This is a genomic window from Dyadobacter sp. CY356, assembly GCF_021440195.1.
Lineage (GTDB): Bacteria > Bacteroidota > Bacteroidia > Cytophagales > Spirosomataceae > Dyadobacter.
Map to the genome: position 1 here is coordinate 457824 of NZ_JAJTSZ010000005.1, position 24138 is coordinate 481961.

22 protein-coding genes are annotated in these 24138 nt (G+C 39.3%); 15 read left to right on the plus strand and 7 right to left on the minus strand.

Translation table 11 applies throughout. The features are described from left to right. Position 1 precedes the first annotated feature (1 nt). Positions 2-1087, minus strand: a complete 1086-nt coding sequence (locus LXL81_RS18625; RefSeq protein ID WP_234648271.1) for a complex I subunit 1 family protein — start codon at positions 1085-1087, stop codon at positions 2-4. 103 nt (positions 1088-1190) lie between these two features. Further along, positions 1191-2207, minus strand: coding sequence for a gliding motility protein (locus LXL81_RS18630; RefSeq protein WP_234648272.1), 1017 nt, complete (start codon positions 2205-2207; stop codon positions 1191-1193). Between the two features lie 18 nt (positions 2208-2225). Between LXL81_RS18630 and LXL81_RS18635 the strand changes: the two genes are divergently transcribed. Next, a complete protein-coding gene (locus LXL81_RS18635) occupies positions 2226-3092 on the plus strand; it encodes an NAD-dependent dehydratase (protein ID WP_234648273.1) in 867 nt (288 codons plus the stop codon). A gap of 83 nt (positions 3093-3175) precedes the next feature. On the opposite strand, the gene LXL81_RS18640 is transcribed toward LXL81_RS18635, so the two are convergent. From LXL81_RS18640 to LXL81_RS18650, 3 genes are all read right to left on the minus strand, one after another. After that, positions 3176-4327, minus strand: coding sequence for a TlpA disulfide reductase family protein (locus LXL81_RS18640; RefSeq protein WP_234648274.1), 1152 nt, complete (start codon positions 4325-4327; stop codon positions 3176-3178). 40 nt (positions 4328-4367) lie between these two features. Continuing rightward, entirely contained in the window at positions 4368-5861 is a 1494-nt protein-coding gene (gatB, locus tag LXL81_RS18645) for an Asp-tRNA(Asn)/Glu-tRNA(Gln) amidotransferase subunit GatB (RefSeq protein WP_234648275.1), read from the minus strand. A 92-nt stretch (positions 5862-5953) separates the two neighbouring features. Then, a complete protein-coding gene (locus tag LXL81_RS18650) occupies positions 5954-6511 on the minus strand; it encodes a hypothetical protein (protein WP_234648276.1) in 558 nt (185 codons plus the stop codon). Between the two features lie 289 nt (positions 6512-6800). Between LXL81_RS18650 and rpmG the strand changes: the two genes are divergently transcribed. From rpmG to rimO, 5 genes are all read left to right on the plus strand, one after another. Then, positions 6801-6983 carry a 50S ribosomal protein L33 gene (rpmG, locus tag LXL81_RS18655; RefSeq protein ID WP_137341032.1) on the plus strand — a complete coding sequence of 61 codons (183 nt, stop codon included), beginning with the start codon at positions 6801-6803 and terminating at the stop codon, positions 6981-6983. A gap of 93 nt (positions 6984-7076) precedes the next feature. Next, a complete protein-coding gene (locus LXL81_RS18660) occupies positions 7077-7229 on the plus strand; it encodes a DUF4295 domain-containing protein (RefSeq protein ID WP_159469047.1) in 153 nt (50 codons plus the stop codon). 165 nt (positions 7230-7394) lie between these two features. Then, entirely contained in the window at positions 7395-8354 is a 960-nt protein-coding gene (gene ftsY / locus LXL81_RS18665; RefSeq protein ID WP_234648277.1) for a signal recognition particle-docking protein FtsY, read from the plus strand. Positions 8355-8356: 2 nt separating this feature from the next. Next, positions 8357-8986 carry a hypothetical protein gene (locus LXL81_RS18670; RefSeq protein ID WP_234648278.1) on the plus strand — a complete coding sequence of 210 codons (630 nt, stop codon included), beginning with the start codon at positions 8357-8359 and terminating at the stop codon, positions 8984-8986. Between the two features lie 156 nt (positions 8987-9142). Beyond that, the gene (rimO, locus tag LXL81_RS18675) at positions 9143-10453 is read left to right on the plus strand and encodes a 30S ribosomal protein S12 methylthiotransferase RimO (protein ID WP_234648279.1); all 1311 of its coding nucleotides are present in this window, start codon (positions 9143-9145) and stop codon (positions 10451-10453) included. A gap of 7 nt (positions 10454-10460) precedes the next feature. Here the strand turns inward: rimO and LXL81_RS18680 are convergent, their stop codons facing one another. Then, on the minus strand, positions 10461-11456 hold the full coding sequence (locus LXL81_RS18680) for a YhcG family protein (protein ID WP_234648280.1): 996 nt from the start codon (positions 11454-11456) through the stop codon (positions 10461-10463). Positions 11457-11642: 186 nt separating this feature from the next. Between LXL81_RS18680 and LXL81_RS18685 the strand changes: the two genes are divergently transcribed. Beyond that, positions 11643-12119 (plus strand): DUF4293 domain-containing protein, encoded by a 477-nt coding sequence (locus tag LXL81_RS18685; RefSeq protein ID WP_234648281.1) that lies wholly within the window; start codon positions 11643-11645, stop codon positions 12117-12119. Between the two features lie 89 nt (positions 12120-12208). On the opposite strand, the gene LXL81_RS18690 is transcribed toward LXL81_RS18685, so the two are convergent. Then, positions 12209-13183: an SIS domain-containing protein gene (locus LXL81_RS18690; protein ID WP_234648282.1), complete on the minus strand. Its 975-nt coding sequence runs from the start codon at positions 13181-13183 to the stop codon at positions 12209-12211. A 94-nt stretch (positions 13184-13277) separates the two neighbouring features. On the opposite strand from LXL81_RS18690, the gene recQ reads away from it, so the two are divergent. The 8 genes from recQ to lhgO all read left to right on the plus strand — a co-directional run bounded on the left by recQ (position 13278) and on the right by lhgO (position 24049). Next, positions 13278-15488, plus strand: a complete 2211-nt coding sequence (gene recQ / locus LXL81_RS18695) for a DNA helicase RecQ (RefSeq protein WP_234648283.1) — start codon at positions 13278-13280, stop codon at positions 15486-15488. A gap of 64 nt (positions 15489-15552) precedes the next feature. After that, positions 15553-16842, plus strand: a complete 1290-nt coding sequence (gene purD, locus LXL81_RS18700) for a phosphoribosylamine--glycine ligase (protein WP_234648284.1) — start codon at positions 15553-15555, stop codon at positions 16840-16842. A gap of 15 nt (positions 16843-16857) precedes the next feature. After that, a complete protein-coding gene (locus LXL81_RS18705; RefSeq protein ID WP_234648285.1) occupies positions 16858-18054 on the plus strand; it encodes a regulatory iron-sulfur-containing complex subunit RicT in 1197 nt (398 codons plus the stop codon). Positions 18055-18124: 70 nt separating this feature from the next. Next, positions 18125-19321 (plus strand): anhydro-N-acetylmuramic acid kinase, encoded by a 1197-nt coding sequence (locus LXL81_RS18710; protein WP_234648286.1) that lies wholly within the window; start codon positions 18125-18127, stop codon positions 19319-19321. Between the two features lie 527 nt (positions 19322-19848). Continuing rightward, positions 19849-20052 (plus strand): response regulator transcription factor, encoded by a 204-nt coding sequence (locus LXL81_RS29335; RefSeq protein WP_409013923.1) that lies wholly within the window; start codon positions 19849-19851, stop codon positions 20050-20052. A 78-nt stretch (positions 20053-20130) separates the two neighbouring features. Further along, complete coding sequence (locus tag LXL81_RS18715) at positions 20131-21405, plus strand: hypothetical protein (protein ID WP_234648287.1); 1275 nt, start codon at positions 20131-20133, stop codon at positions 21403-21405. Beyond that, positions 21402-21983 carry a hypothetical protein gene (locus LXL81_RS18720; protein WP_234648288.1) on the plus strand — a complete coding sequence of 194 codons (582 nt, stop codon included), beginning with the start codon at positions 21402-21404 and terminating at the stop codon, positions 21981-21983. Before LXL81_RS18715 ends, LXL81_RS18720 begins: the two co-directional genes overlap by 4 nt. A gap of 866 nt (positions 21984-22849) precedes the next feature. After that, a complete protein-coding gene (lhgO, locus tag LXL81_RS18725; protein ID WP_234648289.1) occupies positions 22850-24049 on the plus strand; it encodes an L-2-hydroxyglutarate oxidase in 1200 nt (399 codons plus the stop codon). Positions 24050-24138 lie beyond the last annotated feature (89 nt).

Genomic DNA, 24138 nt, shown 5'->3' on the forward strand with positions numbered 1-24138 from the left:
TTTAAATCCCCAATAATCTCCAGACTCCGGAAATAAAGAATAAAACCAGTCCGACCGGAATCAATACTTTCCATCCTAAATACATAAGCTGGTCAACGCGAAGACGGGGAAGTGTCCAGCGTGCCCACATTTGGACAAGAATGCCCATCAACGCCTTTCCCAATAACCAGAACGCACCTGTCAGGTAACCAAACCAGGTTCCGGGCTCACCACTTGTCCAGTCGGCAAGTTTTATCGGGCCAATATTGGGAAATGGTGTATTCCAGCTCCCAAGAAAAAGAATGGCTCCAAGTAACGAAACGAGCAGCATCATGCCATATTCGGATAACATGAATAAGGCCCAGCGCATGCCTGAATATTCGGTATGGAAACCTGCAACCAATTCGGATTCTCCTTCGGGTAAGTCGAATGGAGCACGGTTACATTCGGCAAGTGAAGCAATGAAAAAGATAACGTATGCGAGTAGTAAAAATGGGTTTCTAATGATGTTCCAGGATAGAAATCCACCTACGGCCGTTACATCGATACCAAATCTTCTCATGCCAAAAAGATAAACGGTTTCTCCCGAGTAAATTCCCTGTTGAAAACTGATAATCTGTAAATCAAGCGTTTGGGACAACATCACCACACAAAGAATTGATAATCCTAAAGGCACTTCGTAAGAAATAATTTGTGCCACGGCGCGCATCGCACCATATAAGGCGAACTTATTATTGGATCCCCAACCCGCCATCAACAGGCCGATTACGTCCACAGAAACAATGGTCAATAAGAAAAAAACACCAACCGCGGCGCCTGAACCGGCCAGGTCCGGAGCCAGTGGAACTACTGCAAAACCTGTGAAAACGGATGCAAAAATAACAATGGGTGCAATGAGAAAAAGCCAGCGGTCAGCAGCTTTTGGTACAATATCTTCCTTTTGAAGCAACTTCAAAAGATCCGCGAAAAGCTGTAACAAACCCCACTTACCCACTTCCATAGGTCCCAGCCGGTCCTGAATAAAAGCAGAAACTTTCCGTTCAAGATATACGCCGACGACTACGAAGCCGGGAACAATTGCCAGGAAAATAAAAAGGGTTATAGGCATTATTTAGTAAAAGTTGAGAGTTGAAAGTTTTGAGCGCTCTTCAATTTTTCGCTTCTACTAACCAACTTCTATATTTTAGTACTGGCAAAAGTAAACAAAAAAGTTACTCCTCCTCATCCTTTTGTCCTTTATAACCGGACGCTTGCAGGATATTCGCAGCATTATCATTTTTCATGAGCTCCGGCAGCGTTACGTTTGGATTTTCGGTCACGTACCGGCTTACGATCCGCCAGCCTATCCAACGTCCGATACCTCCCGGAACTTCATTCCCAATTTCGGTTGTAAATGGTCGCTCACCTATGAACTTCTGTTTTTTAAGATCTGTGTTTTCGTACAATAATTTATTTGACACAAAAAATGACCAGATAGCTTCCTGACTGTTGTATGTTCTTGTAAGACTTTCTTCTGAATATCCTAAAATCAAACTGTCGGGTGTATTTGGCATTACTTGTTTTACAAATTCGTAGCCTTTCCCATAACCGATCATGTCCGCTAAAAGCGTGCGGTCGGATGCGTTGACAAGGTTATATTTATTTGACATAAAGAAAATGATCGAAGGAACGATGTATTCCTTTTGGTAACGTTTTAACTGATAATCGTACACGTCAGGACGATACATAGCTTTCGGCCCGCCAAAATAATCCAGTCCGATAACGATCAGCGAATCAGAAATATACAGATCGTTTCCTGCAAAACCGGTTACCATAAACTTTACTTCCGGTGCTTTAAACTGCGGATAGAATTTCGCGATTTGTCCAAACGCTTCTTTCAGTGGATTAATGATCGACACATTTCTATCGCCGATGATTGAATCAAGCTGTACTTTGAATGCTCTAAAATCATTATTTTGCAGAATCTGAAAAAGATGGGCCGGCAACTCAGCTTTGGCGACTGGCGCATCGGTAAAATACCAATCAGACAAATACGGATGTTTATCCAGAAAACTTTGTACGTCTGTTACAGACTTACAGGCAAACAGTTCTTCATACAGATTTTCTGTGCGTACCGTAACCTGCAACGAACCGGAATCAGAAACCGATTCTTTTTTAGTATCGGTTTTGCAGGATAAGAAACCCAATGCAAGACAGCTGACAATAATTAAAGTGCGTATATAAAACATTCGAAGAAACGAATTATCATGATTGATCAAAATACAAAAGTAGAAAAAAAACGGATAAGCATTTTAGGTTGTGGATGGCTGGGCTTTCCCTTAGCTCAACGATTGATAGGTGACGATATTTCATCACAGGTCAAAGGAAGTACAACTTCTGCGGATAAGATTGAAACATTTAAAGCATCAGGAATTGAAGGATTTTTGTTCAATCTGAACCCGGAAATTTCGGGGAATGGTGATGATATAAAGTCTTTTTTTGACTGTGATACTTTAATTATTTCTATCCCTCCAAGATTATCAAAAAATGAACCTGACTTTCATCCAAGACAAATTCTGTCGGTTATTGAACATATAAAAAATTCTACAATTACAGAGATTTTATATATCAGTTCAACCAGTATTTATCCTGATTTAAACCGTATCGTTATAGAAAGTGATGTAGTTTCACCGGAACAATCTCCTTCACCGGCCATGGTTGAAGCTGAAAATCTATTGATAAATCTTCGGGGAAAAATTAATGTTTCAATTTTACGTCACGGAGGGTTATTGGGCTATAATCGGATTCCGGGAAAATATGTGAAAGGACAAAAAGATATGACAACCGGCTCAATCCCGGTCAATTATATTCACCGGGATGATTCGGTAGAAATCATTACAGCCATTCTAAAAAAGGGTGTGGTCAATGAAACTTTCAACATTGTAGCTCCTCTACATCCCATCAGAAAGGAAATCTATATTAAATCATGCACACAATTTGGCTGGGAAGCACCAACGTTTCAGGAGCCGGAAAACAGGCCCGATTTTAAAATTATATCTGCTGAAAAATTAAATTTATTCTATGATATTAATTTTAAATTTCCAGATCCTTTGCAGTTTTTTTATGAAGAGTAAATAATAAAAACCAACCAGTTTTTCAATAAAAAATCCGTGAGAAACGTCCCACAGATTTTTTATTTACCAATATTTTCAATCAACTACTGCATCCCCAAAAGCTCCGTCAGTTTGGCTTCCAGCGCAGGTCCGCGAAGATTTTTTGCTATAACTTTTCCTTCTTTATCCAACAAATAAGTCTGCGGAATTGCACTTACACCATAAGTCTGGGCTACAACAGAATTCCAGAATTTAAGGTCTGAACCGTGAATCCACGTCAGGTTATCTTTCTTAATAGCCGCTTTCCAGGCATTTGCTTCTTTGTCAAGCGAAACGCCGTAAATATCAAAACCTTTGCTTTTGAACTTGTCATACATACGAACCACATTCGGGTTTTCCATACGACAAGGGCCACACCAGGAGGCCCAAAAATCAATTAAAACAAATTTTCCGCGCAGGGAAGAAAGTGCAACTGGTTTTCCTTCCGGATCATTCAATGTAAAATCCGGTGCTTCATCACCAACAGAAATGCCTTTGATCCTTTTAATCTGACCAATAAATGCTTCTGCCAGTTTTGGCGTAGGTTTCACATTTTCAAATTTTTTGGCTACTTCCTGCAACATAGGAAGATCGGTTTCTGGATTTAAAAAGTTATTTGCCGCAAAAATTGCAACCAGCGATGTTCCCATTTCCGGGATTAACGCTTTAATTTTAGTTACCTGTTCCTGCTCCGCTCCCTGGTATGCTTTCTGAATTTCCTGGATTTTCTTGGCATCCTTTTTTGCTTCTGCCTTGGCATATTCATCGTTCCAGACAGCCACTTTCGCGCCCATGCTACGGTTTATATCCACTAGCTTAGCATAATAGTCCATATTTTTTGAACCCGTAATTTCTACTTTTCCCGGATTTCCTTTACTGTCTTTGTCAAATCCATCAGCAACAATATTGAAAGTCTCTCCACCTTCCGAAAGCAAAACAATTTTTTGGCGATCAGCAATATTCAGCAAATAAAAACTGCCACCATCTTTTTCCAATCCCTTAATTGTAAAAGAGCCGTCAGCAGACATTTTCGCCGAATCCAGTTTTATAGCCGTTCCGGTTACCAAAGATTGACTTAACAATACTTTTTCACCCGCCGAGCCATTTTTAACTTTTCCGTTAATCGTAAAACTTTTAGGAGATATCTGGGCCATTACGGAGACACCCGTTAAGGCCAATCCTAAGATTAAAAAGCCGGTTTTAATGCGTTTCTTCATAATTTCCTTTGTCAATATTCTCCAATGTAAAGTGTATTGATTATAACTTCGCTGCCAGCAACTGGTTTACCATCTTTGGATCCGCAGCCCCGTTCGATTTTTTCATGATCTCTCCCACAAATAAACCTAACAGACCTTTTTTACCTTTCCGGTAAGCTGCAACCTTATCCGGCATTGACGCAATAACCTCATCTACCAACGATTCCAACTCATTTGTATTGCTGTTTTGCAGCCAGTTATTTGTTGTCGCAATTTCTTTTGGCGAACGTTCCGGCTCATTCAAAAGAATCGGAAATATTTTTTGTGTGGCAACAGAATTACTGATCAGGTTTGTTTCTGTCAGCTCAATCAGTTCGGCTAAAATCTGTGCTGAAATCGGGAACGACTCAGTGTTTCCATCATGCTCATTCACATACGATTTCACAGAACCCATCAGCCAGTTGGATGCCGCTTTGTAAGCGGATGTTCTGGCACAAACAGCTTCGAAATATTCGGCCATTTCTTTGGTATCCGTTAAAACCAACGCATCATAAACCGGAACACCGTAAACATTTGTGAATTTCTCCCGTAACGCCTGCGGCAAAGCTGGCATTGCTTCCGTAATTTCACTTAACCATTGTTCCGAAATAACGACAGGACTTAAATCCGGATCCGGGAAATAACGATAATCATTCATCGTTTCCTTTACGCGCATTCCGTATGTCTTTCCGCTTTCGACATCAAACATCCGGGTTTCCTGATGAATGGTTTCACCGTTTTCAAGCATCGAAATCTGGCGGCGTGTTTCAAAGTTGATCGCACGCATCATATTCCGGATCGAGTTCATATTCTTCACCTCCACCTTCGTCCCCAGTTTTGTTTCACCTTTTTTACGAAGCGAAACGTTCACATCACAACGAAGCGAACCTTCTTCCATATTTCCGTCACTGATATCCAGATAACGCACCAAACGTCGGATCTCAGTAACAAAAGCACCCGTTTCTTCCGCCGATCTCAAATCCGGTTCGGAAACCATTTCTACCAACGGAGTTCCTGCTCTGTTATAATCCAGTAACGTGTCTGTATCACTTCCATCATGAACGGATTTTCCGGCATCTTCTTCCAAATGAATATGATGAAAACGAATGTATTTTTCATATAACTTTCCATCACTTCCTTTTACAGAAATCGTAATTCCGCCATTTTCGCAGATTGGTTTTTTATCCTGAGAAATCTGGTACCCTTTCGGAAGATCCGGATAGAAATAATTTTTTCTATCAAAAATTGTACGTCTGCTAATAGAACATCCCAAAGCAAGTCCCATACGAACTGCATATTCAACTGCTTTTTTATTCAGTTTGGGTAAAGTTCCCGGTAACGCCAACGTTAATGGCCCTATATTGGTATTGGGTTCAGCCCCAAAACGGTTCAGGTCCTGAGCGAATAATTTCGATTCTGTTAATAGCTGGCAATGTACCTCAAGACCTATTACCGTTTCGTAAGTGGCAATAAGTTCTTCGGTCAGCTCCGTTGGATTGAGTATGCTTTCGGTCATGTTGGTTCAAAATTCTAAGGCAAAGATACAAAAACGGGTCGTCCAGCATATGAACGACCCGTTTTTTCTATAATAAACTGCGTTAAATCAACTTATAACGAGTTTATCCAGTTTGCAATCACAGCGATATCTGCTTTTGGAACGTGCGCCATCGGAGCCATTGGAGGGTAACCAGGCCAGTGTTCAGGCTTTGGAGCATGAACCAGTTCAACAATCTGATCTACTGAATATTTCTTTTTGGCAACCTCAGCGTAAGGAGGGCCGATAATTTTGTCATAAGGATTGTGGCAAGCCAAACATGCGTGCTTGTTCAACAAAGCTGATACATCAGCAGGCACAGGCTTGCGTTTTGGTTTTGCATCGGCGGCCGGTTCCGCGGCCGGTGTTGCACCTTCAGCGGCTGGTACAGCCTTTGTTGTGTCTGTTGCTGCTGCCGGCGTAGTGGCAGCCGCAGGCGTTTTTTCTGTATCGTTTACAGGAGTATCTCTTTTTTCAGCCTGAAGAACTGTCAGCGCAGTTGCTTCGCGCGCTTTACTGCCTGTACCATAATAAGTATCGTATTTGGCTTTGTCTTCCTCAGAAGAACAGCCAATCCAGATTGAGGCAGCTATGGCAATTGTTGCCAGAGAAGTAAATTTTTTAAGTGCCATTTTTTTAAACATATTTAAAGTATTTCCGCCAGATTATCGGTTTAGTCGATTAATCACTACACGAAGAAAGCAAGTTTGTCTTAGATTTCCCTATTGTATATCATAAATCCTTATTTGCTGTAAATTTAATATTCGATTTAAAATTCTTATAATCAACAATTTAACAACAAAATATTCAATTTAAATTCTTGAAATTTATTATTTATCTAAATTTTATTCGAAATATGTTTTTTAAATAATATGAAATCTTCTTACTTTTGCAGTCCTATTTGTAAAACGATGTAAAGTAATGGCTAAGAAAGGTAATAGAGTACAGGTTATATTGGAATGCACCGAACAGAAGACTACGGGTGTACCAGGAATGTCACGTTACATAACGACAAAAAATCGGAAAAATACGCCAGGTCGTATGGAATTGAAAAAATTCAATTCTTTCCTAAGACGTTATACTCTTCACAAAGAGATTAAGTAATTACTTTCAATGTTTGCCGTCCGAGAGGTTGGTAATATGTCGTAATTACAATAGCATTTAATATATACAATAACATATTAACTATATACAGACATGGCAAAGAAAGTAGTTGCTACCCTGAAAAAAGAAGGCGGTAAATCATTTGCCAAAGTGATTAAAGCCGTTAAGTCTCCAAAAACAGGAGCCTGGACCTTCAAAGAAGAAATGGTGCCTATCGATGGCGTACAAGGTGCCCTTAAAAACTAAGGTGATTTTTCCCTTATGTTTCAAAGGTTTTGATATTAGATTGCCCGAAAAGTCCCTATAGGGACTTTTTTGTTTTATTTTTGGGTTGTAAAAACATTCATGCAAGAGTAATGTGATACTTTTGGCATACTAACAAAATTAGATTTTTAACCTACACATCTGACTATGAGTTTATTTGGGTTTTTTTCAAAAGAAAAAAAAGAGACGCTTGATAAGGGTCTTGAAAAAACCAAAGATAGTTTCTTCGGCAAACTTTCACGCGCAATAGTAGGGAAGACCACTATTGACGAAGATGTGCTCGACGAACTTGAAGATATTCTTGTCAGCTCAGATGTTGGTGTTGAAACAACTGTAAAAATTATCAAGCGTATTGAGGAGCGCGTCGCAAGAGACAAATACGCAACGACGGCAGAACTTGATATCATTCTTCGTGAAGAAATTGCTTCGCTTCTTACGGAAAATAAATCTGTTGATGTTACTGATAGTTTCGAAACAGAACATTTACCGAAGCCATACGTAATCATGGTGGTTGGTGTAAATGGCGTTGGAAAAACGACTACCATTGGAAAACTTGCACATCAGTTTCATTCCCGCGGCCACAAAGTTGTGCTGGGTGCGGCGGATACCTTCCGTGCAGCGGCTGTTGAACAATTAAAACTTTGGGGGAAACGTGTAGACGTACCTGTGATTGATCATGGGATGAATACGGATCCTTCGGCCGTTGCTTATGACGCTTTGAAACGCGGAATGGAAATCAAGGCTGATGTGATCATTATCGATACTGCCGGACGATTGCATACCAAAGTTAATCTGATGAACGAGCTTTCGAAAATCAAACGCGTGATGCAGAAAATCATCCCGGATGCGCCTCATGAAGTTCTTTTGGTACTTGACGGAAGCACTGGTCAAAATGCTGTAATTCAGGCACGTGAGTTTACAAAGGTTGCTGAAATTTCAGCCCTGGCTATCACCAAACTTGACGGAACAGCAAAAGGTGGCGTAGTGATCGGGATATCTGACGAATTCAAAATTCCAATCAAATATATTGGTGTAGGTGAGAAAATGGAAGATTTACAGGTTTTTGACAGAAGTGAATTTGTTGATTCTTTGTTTAAGAAGATCTGATAATGACTAATGGTGAAACATTGTTTGTTGTAGCTTTCACCATGGTTCTTCTTTTAGGGCCATTTGCTCTCATGATTTATTTTTTGTTAAAACATAGCAAAGAAACCAATTCTATATTTTCCACTCCACGTACTTTTCAAACTTCTGTTTTCGATTATTTCTTCTCGCTTGATATAATTTTCGGTGCGTATTTAGCTGTCATGGGCACCCTTATTTTTTCGTCGTTGATTAGAACAACTATTAGTGCTTTTACCGTTCATCACTGGTGGGTATATGTCACTTTCTTTACTGTTATAGGGATCATGATAGGCGGATCCTTTTACATCTTGTATCTTTCATTTAATTACTGGAAGCACACAAGAAATGTAATTCTTTCCTTTGAACCTGAAACCAAAACAATTTTTATCCAAACCCCTTCAAAGGAATATATTATCCGCGAACATGATATCAAAAAAGTAGAAGTTTTCACTAATGATAATTACAAAATGCCGTTTTGCTATTATCGTTTAAACTTTACAAGTGGTGAAGAATTAATTTTGACATCTAAAACCAAAGGCGTCCTTTGGATCTTTGAGTATTTTAATAAAATTCCGAGAGAAGAAATTATAAAACGATTTCCTATTATTCGCTAATTTCGTTATTCCAAGAATTTTTCACGAACTTTGCACCCCGTTTGACCGTTCATTATCAACTACTTCACAGGAAACTTTTCTGACTTCCGGTTGCGTGATGAATTACTATTCAATAAAAATTAATAGCTAAAAGCTAACCGCCGATAGCTACATCTTATGAAAACCAAAGGAATACGTACAAATAAAGTTAATATTGTCACGCTTGGTTGCTCAAAAAACCTGGTTGACTCTGAAGTTTTATATACTCAATTAAAGGGAAACGGATTCGATGTAACACATGAATCAAAAAAGGATAATTCCCAGATTGTAGTCATTAATACCTGCGGTTTTATCGACAATGCCAAGGAAGAATCCATCAACACAATTCTTCGATATGCTGATGCAAAAGCAGCTGGAATTGTTGATAAAGTCTATGTAACAGGATGTTTATCTCATCGTTATAAGGACGAGCTTTCTGTTGAAATTCCGACGGTTGACGCCTGGTTTGGTACCAATGAACTTCCACGTTTACTCAAAACGCTGAAAGCAGATTACAAACACGAACTTGTCGGAGAGCGTCTGCTCACAACGCCTACGCATTATGCCTACATGAAAATTGCCGAAGGCTGCGACAGACCTTGCAGTTTTTGTGCTATTCCTATTATGCGTGGAGGCCACGTTTCCCGCCCGATTGATGAATTGGTAAAGGAAGCAAAATCACTGGCCAAACGTGGAACTAAAGAATTAATTCTGATCGCCCAGGATCTTACTTATTACGGTCTGGATATTTATAAAAAAAGAAATCTATCCGACTTAATGGCTCAACTTTCTGATGTTGAAGGCATTGAGTGGATCAGGTTACAGTATGCCTATCCGGCTGGTTTTCCAATGGACGTTCTGGATGTGATGAAGGAACGAAGCAATATTTGCAAATATCTGGATATGCCTTTGCAGTCAGGTTCATCTGAAATATTAAAATCCATGCGCAGAGGAATTTCCCGTGAGAAAACGGAATCTTTGATTTATTCTATTCGCGAGAAATTACCGGAAATCACCTTACGTACGACATTAATTGTTGGCCACCCGGGAGAAACAGAAGCACTTTTTGATGAAACCTATGAATTTGTTGAAAAAATGCGTTTTGACCGTTTGGGCGCTTTTCAGTATTCGCATGAGGACAATACGCATTCTTACTCCATGCCGGATGATATTCCTGCTGAAATCAAGCAGGAACGTGCTGATGCCATTATGGAATTACAACAAGGAATTTCTTTTGAATTAAATCAGCAGAAAATCGGCAATACCTACAAAGTTTTGTTTGACCGGATCGAAGGCGGGCATTTTATCGGCCGCACAGAATTTGATTCTCCCGAAGTTGATAATGAAGTGCTCGTTCCCGCAAGTCAGTATGTTCGTTTGGGAGATTTCGCCAATGTGAAAATCAATAATGCGGAGGAGTTTGATTTGTATGGGGATGTTGTTGTTTGATTAACTTTCATTCCAATTCAGAAGATCCGGAATTAAATAGTTGCTGTAAGTGAGCTTGTAAAATTTTCTTATCAGGTAACTTAGTTTGATAATCAGCAACCAAAGTCGGAGACAAGGTGCGACTTAAAGCGTACTCAACAACCGTTTCATCTTTATTTTTACAGAGGAGAATGCCAATACTGGGATTTTCACTTGGTTTTCGGACATCTCTATCAAGGGCTTCAAGATAAAAATTGAGTTGCCCCAAATGCTCCGGTGAGAATTCGACAACTTTCAATTCAATTGCTATCAAACAACTTAGTGACCGATTGTAAAATAAAAGGTCAATGAAGAAGTCATGATTGCCAACTTGTAATCGATACTCTTCTCCCAAAAAGGCGAAATCTTTACCAAATTCAAGTAAGAATGTACGAATGTTTGCAGCAATCAAACTTTTTAGATCTTTTTCGACATGCGTTTCTGGCAAATCCAGAAATTCCAGCACATAACTGTCTCGAAAAATACTTCCAATATCTTTTGACAAAACTCTCATCGTTGATGAGAGTTTTGCATTTCCTAACATTGTCCTTTCAAATACTGCACTATTAAGTTGCCTTTCCAATTCACGGGAAGAATACTTTTCCTTTACGCAAAGCCGGATATAAAATTCCTTCTCTTCAATAGTCCTTGTTTTAGAAAAAATCAATAAATGATTTGTCCAGGTAATTTCTCTCAGCAGTGCTGAGAGTTTTGGATGATCATGATATGTTTCATAAAATTGCTTCATCCGCCATAAATTCTTGTCCGAAAAACCAGGTCCACTGAACTCGGTCATTTGAAGATAATTAGCAAATTGAACTACAACAGACTTTCCCCAACCTTGATCCCGTATTTGTTTACTCAAATATTCCCCTATTTGCCAATATAAATTTACAAGCTCCGCATTCACGGACCGGGCAATCTTTACTTTGGTTTCCTTAATGAGGCTGCTTAGGTTTTCAAAATGTACTTTGTCAATTTCCATAAAGTGTGACTATTGAATTGCTTGTAGACAAAAACCACAAAGTGTATAGACGGTTTTTTACAATTCTGTCACAATAAAAACGAAGTCGAAGATCAGGATTAAGAATCCATGCAATTTCATTTTTTGGCTTAAAGATTAAAGTATCCTATTTTTGTATCTTCAAATAAAGATTAATTTATAATACCCATGTTGCAACGCATTCAATCCATCTTTTTGGCCCTTACAATTATAGGAATGGGCATTTTCATTTCCTTTCCTGTCTGGACTAAAACAGCTGCCGCAGGAGATCAGCAGATCTCTTTAACAGCTTTGAAAATGACACATCAGATCAATCCGGTTCAGTCAAATATTGATTCGGTTCCTTATTTATTGGTTCTTGCCATTGTTATTGCCGGCGTTTCTGCCTTTGCACTGGTTAAATTTCGTAACCGGGTTTTGCAGTCAGCCTTGTGCGCGGTTAATTCTATTTTGATGAGTACGCTTCTAGGACTTGTTATTTATTTAACTTTTTACAAAGCAGCCAAGTTATTCGATCCGCAGATTCCTGGTGATTATACCATAGGATTTTATGGTCTGATAGCGGCCATGATAGCAAACGTGATGGCAAACCGTTACATCCGTAAAGACGAAAAAACAGTTCAGCAATCGAACCGTTTGAGATAATTTCGGGAAAATAATTTCAATAAAAAAGGCTTGAAAAAAGAAAGCAAAACTTTCAATTTTCAAGCCTTTTTTTACGTATGATTTTATTTTTATACCAGTCCTTCGCGCAGCAAATCGTGCAGATGAACAAATCCTTTTACGATTTTTCCTTCAACCACAACTACATGTGTTATACTTTTTGACTGCATAATCTCCAGGGCTTTCACTGCAAAATCCTCCGGATCAACACAAATGGGCGACGCTGTCATGATATCACAAGCTTTTAAATGCAAAAGTTCTTCGCCGGAATGCTGATTTAACATGCGTCGTAAATCTCCATCCGTAATAATTCCAGCCATTTCCCCTTTGGCATTATTCACCGCAGTAACACCAAGCCTTTTGGAAGTAATTTCCATAATTACCTGTTTTAACGTGGCATTTTCATCAACAATCGGAAGTGTATTGTTTGGATAAATATCACAGACTTTCAGATACAAACGTTTGCCAAGCGCTCCACCGGGATGGAATTTCGCGAAATCCTGACGTGTAAATCCTCTCGTTTCCAGTAATGAAATAGCCAGCGCATCACCTAAGGCCATGGAAACAGTAGTACTCGTTGTAGGCGCCAGATTATGTGAATCTGCTTCGTTTGGCGCGTATGCATTCAAAATAAATTGAGCGTGCTGTGCCAGGTAAGAATCCGTATTACTGACCATCGCGATGATCGGAACTCCGGTGCGTTTCAATAATGGAACAAGCACTTTTATTTCTGGCGTATCACCACTTTTTGATAATACCAAAACGACATCGTTATCCTGGATCATACCCAAATCCCCATGAATAGCGTCCGCAGCGTGCATAAATAACGCCGGAGTACCAGTAGAATTTAAAGTTGCCACAATTTTCTGTCCAACAATTGCACTTTTACCTATTCCTGAAACAACGACCCGTCCACCGGAATTTAAAATGGCATATACGCATTTTTCAAATTCGTCATCAATCCTTTCAACAAGATTCTGTAAAGCAATAGCTTCGTGCAGTATCACATTCTTTGCGATGGACTGAATATTTTTTATTAATTTCAAATCTGAATTACAGTTTTTATTGAGAACTAATTCTAATTTTTAAGATCAAAGACAAAGATAGAGACTTTTGGGATATCCATTTTGTTGACAAAGTATGGTAAAGCAGGTTGATAATGTCGTTTTAGACACATTAAAAGAAAGACTCAAAGAAATATTTGGTTACAGTCAGTTTCGGGGAGAGCAAGAAGTTATCATTCAAAATATCCTGCTTGGCAAAAATACTTTCGTTATTATGCCAACGGGAGCAGGGAAATCACTTTGCTATCAATTGCCGGCACTGGTGACGGAAGGTATGACAATTGTTATATCGCCGCTTATTGCCCTCATGAAAAATCAGGTTGACCAGCTGACCGCATTTGGGATCAACGCTCAGTTTTTGAATTCAACGCTGACGAAGGCGGAGATGACAAGAGTAAAAAACGATGCCCTGGATGGAAGTTTGAAACTGCTCTATATCGCACCGGAATCGTTGACAAAAGAAGAAAATCTTGAATTTTTGAAAAAAGTTAAGATTTCTTTTGTCGCTATTGACGAAGCGCATTGTATTTCTGAATGGGGCCATGATTTCCGTCCGGAATATCGCCGCATTTACGGGATTATCGAAAATATTGGTAACCTCCCGATCATTGCACTTACCGCAACTGCCACACCCAAAGTTCAGCAGGATATCCGTAAAAATTTACAAATGGAAGAAGCCGAGACTTTCAAGTCTTCCTTCAACCGGAAAAATCTTTATTACGAGATCCGCGCTAAAAAAGATACCAAAAAACAACTGATCCGGTATGTCCGTAACAACAAGGGCAAGTCAGGGATTGTATATTGCTTAAGCCGCAAAACGGTTGAAGAAATTGCTGAACTGCTTTCTGTAAATGACGTAAAAGCACTTCCATACCACGCAGGTCTGGACAGCAATACGCGAATGGCAAACCAGGATGCTTTTTTGAATGAAGAAGTAGACGTTATTGTTGCCACAATTGCCTTCGGAATGGGTATTGACAAGCCGGATGTTCGCTTTGTTATTCACTACGATGTACCAAAATCGCTGGAAGGATATTATCAGGAAACGGGTCGGGCCGGTCGTGATGGTCTGGAAGGAAATTGTCTGATGTTTTACAGCTATGATGATATTCAGAAACTGGAAAAATTCAACAAAGACAAAACCGTTACCGAACGTGATAATGCCCGCCATTTGCTGAATGAAATGGTAGCTTATTCAACTTTGGGTGTTTGCCGAAGGAGACAGCTTTTAAGTTATTTTGGTGAATATCTGGATAAGGATTGCGGCTTCTGTGACAATTGTATCAAACCAACAGAAAAGAGCAAGGTTCAGGATGAAGTGGTCCTTGTGCTCCGGGCAGTTCATTTGACCGAACAACGTTTTGACGGTGAACACATTACTGACTTAATTACAGCTACTGACAATCAGTATGTACGTAGTTATGAACATGACAAACTGGATGTTTTTGGCAAAGGCACAGAATTGAACGAATCGCGTGACTACTGGATCTCCACAATCCGTCAGCTTGTAATTCTGAATTATCTTGAAAAAGATATTGAGAATTATGGCATACTTAAAATTGGTGAGAAAGGACTTAATTACATCAATGACCCATACCCTGTAACACTTTATAAAGACCACAACTTTGAAGAAGAAGAGGTTAAAGTAGAGGACGATAGTGCAGATGCAGTATCGGGTGGAAGTGCACACGCTTACGATGAAGCACTTTTAGGTATGTTAAAGGCACTTCGCAAGAAAGTCGCCAAAGAAAAAGATCTACCTCCTTACGTAATTTTCCAGGATCCGTCTCTGGAAGAAATGGCAACAACTTATCCTACCACTCAACAGGAAATGGCGCAGATTAATGGCGTCGGTATGGGAAAAGTGCAGAAATTCGGACGCCAGTTTATTGATCTTATCACAAAATATGTTGATGAGAATGAAATTGAAACGGCGAAAGATGTTGTTATAAAATCAACGGTTAATAAATCCAAGATCAAGATTTTTATCATTCAGCAGGTTGATAGAAAAATTAGTCTGGACGAAATTGCCGATGTCAAAAATATGGCTCTGGGCGATATTATTGAAGAAGTCGAACATATCTGTTATTCCGGCACAAAATTGAATCTTGACTATTATATCAATCAGGTGATTGACAAAGAACGTCAGCAGGATATTTATGATTATTTCATGAGTGCGGAAACGGATAATATCGCAGCAGCATTAGACGAATTTTCAGGTGACGATGTCAGCGAAGAAGAATTGAGACTTGTGCGAATTAAGTTTTTATCGGAATTGGCGAATTAAAATGCAGCGGGGCAAGGATATTGCCTGTATTGGTTTTGTTCGTTAAAATTATTATTATCAGGTTATGAATGTACTTATATTGGGATCAGGCGGACGTGAACACGCTTTTGCCTGGAAAATTGCCCAAAGCCCTCTTTGTGACAGTTTGTTTGTAGCGCCGGGAAATGCAGGCACAGCCACCGTGGCCACAAATATTCCAATTTCTTATAATGATTTTGATTCAGTTGCAACAGCTGTTCTTGAAAATAGCATTGAACTGGTTATTGTTGGTCCCGAAGAACCGTTGGTGAACGGAATTATAGACTATTTTGAGGGACGTCCAGATCTTGCGAAAATCAAGATTATCGGACCTAATGCAGCAGGTGCACAGCTTGAAGGAAGCAAAAATTTCTCAAAGCTGTTTATGCAAAAATATAATATCCCAACGGCTTCCTCCCGCACTTTTACGGCTGAAACCTTGGAAAGCGGTCTTGAATATATTGAAAACCATGCCCTGCCAATTGTACTGAAAGCTGATGGACTTGCGGCCGGAAAAGGTGTTATTATTGCTGAGAAAAAAACGGATGCCGAAATTGCTTTTAAAGAAATGCTGGTTGACGGCAAATTTGGATCAGCAGGAAATAAAGTCGTTATTGAGCAATTCTTAAAAGGAATTGAACTTTCAGTTTTTGTTCTTTGCGATGGAGAAAATTATAAAATCTTACCAGAAGCAAAGGATTACAAAAGAATCGGTGAAAACGATACCGGGCTGAATACCGGTGGAATGGGCGCCGTTTCACCAGTGGCATTTGCTGACGCAAATTTTTTAAGAAAAGTTGAAGAGAAAGTTGTTAAACCTACGCTTCACGGTTTAAAAAGTGAAGGAATAAAATACGTAGGATTTATTTTTATCGGTTTAATGAATATAAAAGGTGAGCCTTACGTGATTGAATACAATGTACGTATGGGCGATCCGGAGACAGAGGTGGTTTTACCACGTATACAATCGGATTTCCTGATCCTTTTGGCTGCAACGGCAAAAGGAACTTTGCAGGATATTGAAATGACAATTTCTCCACAAGTGGCCGTAACAACTGTACTTGTATCGGGTGGATATCCGGGAGATTTTGAAAAAGGGAAAGTAATTTCCGGCAATGACAAGCTTGAAGATGTGTTCCTGTTTCATGCAGGAACAACATTCAATGCGAATACCGAAGTCGTGACAAATGGAGGCCGTGTGATGGTTTTGACCGGCGTGGCAAATTCCCTGGAAAATGCAGTCCGTAAATCTCAGCGTGCCGCGCAAGCGATTCAGTTTGAGGGTAAATATTTCAGACACGACATCGGTATGGATTTAATTCGTTATAACTCTTGATGAAGACGATGAACTATGGGATGTGGATCATGTGCATCCGGCGGGTGCGGTACTAAGGAAGGATCGGCCGTCTCAGGATGTGGAAGCAATGGAACCTGTGGTACAGGTGGATGTAATAAAATGAACGTTTTCGACTGGCTCAGCCACATGGATGTGCCTGCAAGTCAGAAGTTTGACGTTGTTGAAGTTAAATTTAAAGGCGGAAGAAAAGAATATTTCCGGAATATAAATCAGGTAGACTTTTGTACAGGCGACTATGTTGTTTGTGAAATGGCGTCTGGCCAGCATATAGGAACAGTATCCTTACAAGGCGAGCTTGTACGCCTTCAGATGAAGCGTAAAAACGTTGCGATCAGTGATGACATTCATGTTATTTACCGTATTGCCAACGAAAAGGATTTGGACAAACACACGCAGGCGATGGCACGTGAAATGCCTACGTTATATCGTACACGGGAAATTATCCGTGAGATGAAACTGAATATGAAATTATCAGACGTCGAATTTCAGTCGGATAATACCAAAACTACTTTTTACTATTCTTCTGAAGAACGTGTTGATTTCCGGGAACTGATCAAATCTCTGGCTTCTGAATTTAAGGTTCGGATTGAAATGAGGCAGATCAGCCTTCGTCAGGAAGCAAGCCGTTTAGGCGGATTAGGTTCTTGCGGACGCGAACTTTGCTGTTCAACCTGGCTGACTGATTTTAAGAATATTTCAACTTCGGCTGCGCGTTATCAGAATCTTTCGCTGAACCCTGCAAAACTTTCAGGACAATGCGGACGGTTGAAATGCTGTCTGAACTATGAGCTGGAAACCTATATTGATGCTTTGCGTGATATCCCAACCGTGGATGTGCCGCTAAAAACTAAAAAAGGTACGGCGACGCTTCAAAAAACCGACATTTTCAAAAAGATCATGTGGTTTGGTTTTGAAAAAGATACAAACTGGTATCCGGTTGCGATCGACAAGGTTCTGGAAATTATGGAGCTGAACAAAAACAATGTGATTCCAGAATCACTTGAAATTCTGACGCCGGAACCAGAGAGAAAACTGGACAGAGGCGCGCAGTCTCTTAACAGTGATCTGGCGAATCTTGACAAAAAATACAGCGAAGAACAGAAAAAGAAGAAAAAGAAGAAAAACAGGAACGGAAACAAAAACCGGGGAGCCAAGCCACCTCAGGCGGCAACACCTTCCAATCCTCAATAAAATAAAGAAAATGAGCTGCAAAATTAATATTTTGCAGCTCATTTTCTTTTAAACCAAACCCAACACAGTCTTGAAAAATCATGTCATTCGTCTGGCGCATATTGCCAATCAACCTTCGAGACGCATCATAGGACTTATGTCCGGCACATCACTGGATGGACTTGACGTTGCACTTTGCAAAGTTCAGGGAAGCGGAACAGATACCATACTGGAAGTTGAGCAATTTGCAACTGTTCCTTTCACAGAAGAATTTCGAGACAACATTCGTGAGATTTTTGCCAAACGGGAGATTGACTTCCAGCAACTGTGTGTTTTAAATCCGTTTATCGGACTGGAACATGGCCGTATGATTCTGGAATGTTTGAAAAACTGGAACATTCCGGCGGAAGAAATCGATCTTATTGCAAGTCACGGGCAGACGGTTTTTCATGCACCAAAAAAACAGCATAATCTTCCGGGGTTTCCAAATTCAACTTTACAGATCGGCGACGGCGACCATATTTCGGTCACAACCAATATTATAACCCTGAGCGATTTCAGGCAAAAACATATCGCAGCAGGCGGAGAAGGCGCACCTCTTGCAGTTTATGGTGATTATTTTTTGTTTTCCAAAAAGGGAGAAAACCGGATTTTGCTGAATATGGGCGGTATTGCCAACTTTACTTTTTTACCAGGTTCGCTGGATCCATCTGACATTTTCACAACAGATACAGGCCCGGGAAATACTTTAATCGATGCTTTTGCACGCCAGTTTTACAATATACCATATGACAATAACGGCGCAATTGCAGCCAGTGGTTCAGTTAATGAAATTTTACTAGGCGCACTAAAATCTCTTCCATTTTTTGAAGCTCCGTTTCCCAAAACTACTGGTCCCGAAGTTTTCAACAAAGATTTTGTCAATGATCTGATTTATAAAACTCATTTACACGAGATTTCGCATGAAGATATTCTTGCAACTTTAACAAGATTTAGTGCAGATACGATTTCAAGTGCCATCCTGCGTATGATCAAACCGGATGAAACCTATAAGATTTATGCAAGTGGTGGTGGTGCCCATAATCCAGTGCTGATGGCTGCCATTCATGAACAATTACCAAACTGCCATTTATCGCTCATCGACGATCTGGGTGTATCTGGAGATGCAAAGGAAGCGGTGTTATTTGCCGTCTTAGCCAACGAAACGGTAGCTGGCGGAGAAGTTGCCTTTGGAGAGCGCGAAGGCGTGCCTAGTGTGACGATGGGGAAGATTTCATTTCCGGGGTGAAATACATATGGATAGATAACTTTAACATCATATCATTAAACTAATAGGTTTGGTTATTGCTCCCCTTTATAAGTGTAAATGAAGACATTTACTCAAAATTTCGCCAAAGCAGTAAAAACCATTTCTATTTTTTCTGGATATACAAGCTTTCTAATATTGTTATTTCTAGGTTTGTAGGTTAGATTAACGGATTATACATAAAACACTCTCACTGCGGCCAGAATACTCGGATAGCACTTTTTAATTTTTGTGGTATAAAAGTTAAATAATCAGGCAAACAAGTAAGAAGAATGCATTCTCCTTGTACTATTTCAGGAATCTTATTCGAAAGTCATTCATCACCTTGTTGTGTGTTACGTTGGTTAACATAAAATGGGTTATAATAATCTCTAATATCCACTTCCAGGTTTCCCACTTTTCTTCGGAGCTTTTAGCTTCCTAGATGGATTGCATTTATAAAGTTTATAGAAAATGATTTGTGACAAATTTTCTTTTTTAAGTCTCATATGAGCATTAATTGTACTCATATGTTTACGGAAAGGGAAAAGCAGATTATAGAACTTATTGCTAAGGGATTCACTTCTGTTGCTATATCTGAGATATTAATAATTAGTATTGATACGGTTAGAACACATCGAAAAAATATTATCCGGAAGGCCAAGGCGGATGGTTTACAATTTGATTCATTGTTAAGGCTAGCTATTCAAAAAATGAATAAAAATACCCATTAAATGGGTATTTTAAGTAAGTAATGTTAGTTCTACATTTGACGTAATATTAATTATTATTCACCTGTCGCTAGCAAAACTATGAAATCAATCAATTTTATAGCAATGAGAAAGTTACTTATTGCGTTATTATTTACCTTGGCTTTTGTAGCCTGTCAAAAAGACGGCGAAAATACCTCTATTTCACCTACTTTACTAACAATCGAATCAGCCAAAGAATGGTTAAAAAGCAATACTTCCACAGCCCGAATTGGTAGTACGACTATTTTAAATGATGACTTGCTTTGGAAATATGCAATTGTGGAAAATATGAAGGGCGAAAAAAAGGATAAAGTGGTGGTGGTTCCCATTTTATATTCCCGAGATTCAAAATTGACACAAATTAAACAAATATGGATTTACGATAATAATAAGGGTATCAGAACTGCCCGAATCTTTGAGTATCTATATGAAACAAAAAATGACTTCAAAAACAATCTAAAAAATTTCTCGGGTGCATTACTTGTTAGGGATATGGAAGGGAAATTTCTCGGTGGATTAAAAATTAAAAAGAATCGCATCGAAGGACTTATTTCAGAAATAACCACCGCAAATGGAAACAAAGAAGTCATGCAGCAAAAAAAAGAAGCCCGGACAGACGGTTTCCTTTGTGGTCCCGCTGTAATTTGTAGAAATTGGACGATATCAGCAGGAATGGTGAGTTGGACTGGCTCGAACTGTGATGCTGATTACCAATGCTGGTGGGGAAATACTAATGAGTTAGAACCAGCATTTACGGGGTATCTAATTGACATACCTGCTTTAGTAGATCCACCAGCTTCTCCAACCGGTGATCCCGTAGAGCAAAAACCTGGCCCAAACAGTTATGGATTTGCGAAAGACATTTGTCGTGGGTATTTAATGATGCTCGAGGCACAACGTGAGCAAAATAAGGAAATAGCCGGTGTTGTTACAAAAGGAGGGCTGGTATTTACGTTTCCAACTGAATTAAATGATGCCCATAATTATCATATTAGTGACACCTACATGAAACCCGATGGTCAAATTATTATGAGAGTATTTGTTGGAAATCCAGATGCTGCTGACCCAATGAACGATAATAAATATAAGGACGGAACGGCATATATTGAAATGTATAACTATCAAACAGGTACAAATATGAATTGGGAAATAGATGGTTTCATTCATACTCATCCCATTGAAGATGGATATGATTATAACAATCCAAGCCCTGCGGATAGAGCTAGTGCAAATATGTGGTCTGGAGCAGCAGCGAATTATATATTGACCGAACAAAAATTGTTCAAATACTCCGAGACTGGACCACCTACAAGAGTTTCAACTAATTGCCTATGAAAATAATCTTTTTTTGTTCCGTATTATTAGTCGTCTGTACTTTTAAAGGAAACTGTCAAAAACCTTTCGAGATAATTTCAGATTACAAATATCTAATCAAGGTAGATACGTTTAGTACTACAGTAAAAAATATTTTTAACGAATATTACCTTGACTGCGTACATCAGAATTATTTTCACGAGGGCTTAGGAGTGGTGGAAGTGGTGATCTACAAGGATAGCCTGCATAGGCAGTTATTTTCTCTTACGGCCATATTAGACGACAGATATACTGATATGCCAACTGACACCTATTTCAGCCTTGGGGATAAGTTGTTTTTAATTTATAAAGGTGACACGCAAGGTATAAAGCTTAATATGACTATTTCAGAGCCTGCCATAGCCGAGTTGAAAACTATGCTTGAAGGAAGAACTTATATTAGGCCACCTAAAAGAGAAAAATGGCAAGAGTTTTATGATGGAACCGGACATAAAATTAGAAGGAAGAGTGGCAAAAGTTTTAACTATGGAAATCCTTGGAATACTGTCATTTATATTTTCGACAGTCCGAATAAATATCATACTTTAAAGCCATTATAATAATCAATCGACTTCTTGTTTAATCAGAAAATGCCTGATAAGATTAATCAGGCATTTTCTGATTAATTTTTAGCTCAATGTGCATGTTAGAAGCGCTTTGGATGTATGTGCGCCTATGTTTCTCCGACTTGGTGGTATGGAAAAGGAAAGTGGGGATTGCCCATGCCGATGTACTGATTCAATGTAAAACAATTCTTTCAATCTATAACATTCGAAATAGTGTCATGTTAAGAAATTTTGCTAATTACATCTCGACGGTTCCGCTGATATTTATAGCTTTAAGGGGATTTTATTACGTGATCAGTAAGAGTTTTAAGGTGAATATGGTACGTTCGAAACTTAACTTCCTTATCGTAAGTCTCACATTACTGTCTCTTTTTCTTTCTTCTTATGCGCTAAAATTCCAAAGTCGGTTCCCTGATTGGATTTATTATTTTGTTATTATGATACCCGTCTCCTGGTTAGGAATCAAGCATCCGCTAGGAGAACAATTAGGCTTTGGATTTTATAATCCTCCGGCGTATGAAAATTATAAGGATATTCTGATTTGGGGGGAACACAGAATCATTATTATTCTAGTGTATACCATTCTGTTCGACCTTGGCATAAGATTATTTTTTGAATAATTTTTACTTAAAAATTATTAATTGTCTCGTAATTCGCTCAGGATAGTAGTGAGTTACGAGATTATGATTTTTAGAAAAGAACTAGGTCCCTTACAAGATTAATACTGGCAGCAAGCGCCATGCTTCCCCAAAAAACAAATTCATATTTCTTCTATCATTCAAAAAACGACTATTTTTACACAAGGAGGGTAAATTCCATAAATTTCGATTTCCTTTTACAAACCTTCCAATGTGATTAATATGCATGACATCATCATTATCGGAGGCGGAATTGTTGGCCTGGCCACCGCGCTTCGTATAAAAGAGCAAAAACCAACGTTAAAGGTTTTGTTATTAGAAAAAGAAAATGGTGTTGCCAAACATCAAACCGGACATAATAGCGGCGTTATTCATTCAGGATTGTATTACAAACCGGGAAGTCTGAAGGCTACTAATTGTATTCGGGGTTATGACATGCTTCTGGATTTTTGTAATCGTGAAGGCGTTCCTTATGATCTCTGTGGAAAAATAGTAGTTGCTACCAAACCGGAGCAGGTTCCGCTTTTGAAAAATCTTTACGAGCGTGGTATGCAAAACGGTTTGACAAAAAACCGTATGATCAGTGCTGGCGAAATCCGCGAAATGGAGCCGCATGTGAATGGTTTGGAAGGCATTGCAGTTCCTTATACCGGCATTATTGATTATACCGCAGTCAGTGAAAAATATGCTGAAATCTTTCAAAAGCTGGGTGGAGAAATTCGGTTTGGGGAGAAAGTTGTAAATATAAAAAGCCTTACCTCCAATAGTGAAGTTGTAACCGCTTCCGGAAATGTTTACAGTACAAAACTGGTGGTCAATTGCGCAGGATTATATTCCGATAAAGTCGCTCAGCTAACGCAACCGGAAGAAATCAAAGTGCAGATCATTCCTTTCCGTGGTGAATATTATAAAATCAAACCGGAAAAACATCATCTGGTTAAAAACCTGATTTATCCGGTTCCTGATCCTAATTTCCCTTTCCTCGGCGTTCATTTTACCCGAATGATCGAAGGTGGCGTAGAAGCAGGACCCAACGCTGTATTTGCCTTTAAAAGAGAAGGTTATAAAAAAACAGATTTCAATTTCCCCGAATTATTTGAAGCACTTGCCTGGCCAGGATTTAGAAAGGTAGCCATGAAATACTGGCAGACCGGCATGGGCGAATACTATCGTTCCTTTTCAAAAGCCGCATTTACAAAAGCTTTGCAGGAATTGATCCCGGAAATTCAAAGTGATGATTTAATTCCGGGTGGTGCCGGTGTTCGTGCACAGGCTTGTGACCATGACGGTGGTTTACTGGATGATTTCTCAATCATCGAAAATAAAGGGGCCATCAATATTTGCAATGCCCCTTCACCAGCCGCCACATCTTCTCTTTCCATCGGACAAACTGTCTCAGAAAGAGTACTGGCGCGAATTTAGCTTTTAGCTTTTAGCTTTTACCAAAAAAAGTCCTTACGATCCGGTTCCGGATGTAAGGACTTTTTTTAATATTTCTGACTGTCCGGTCT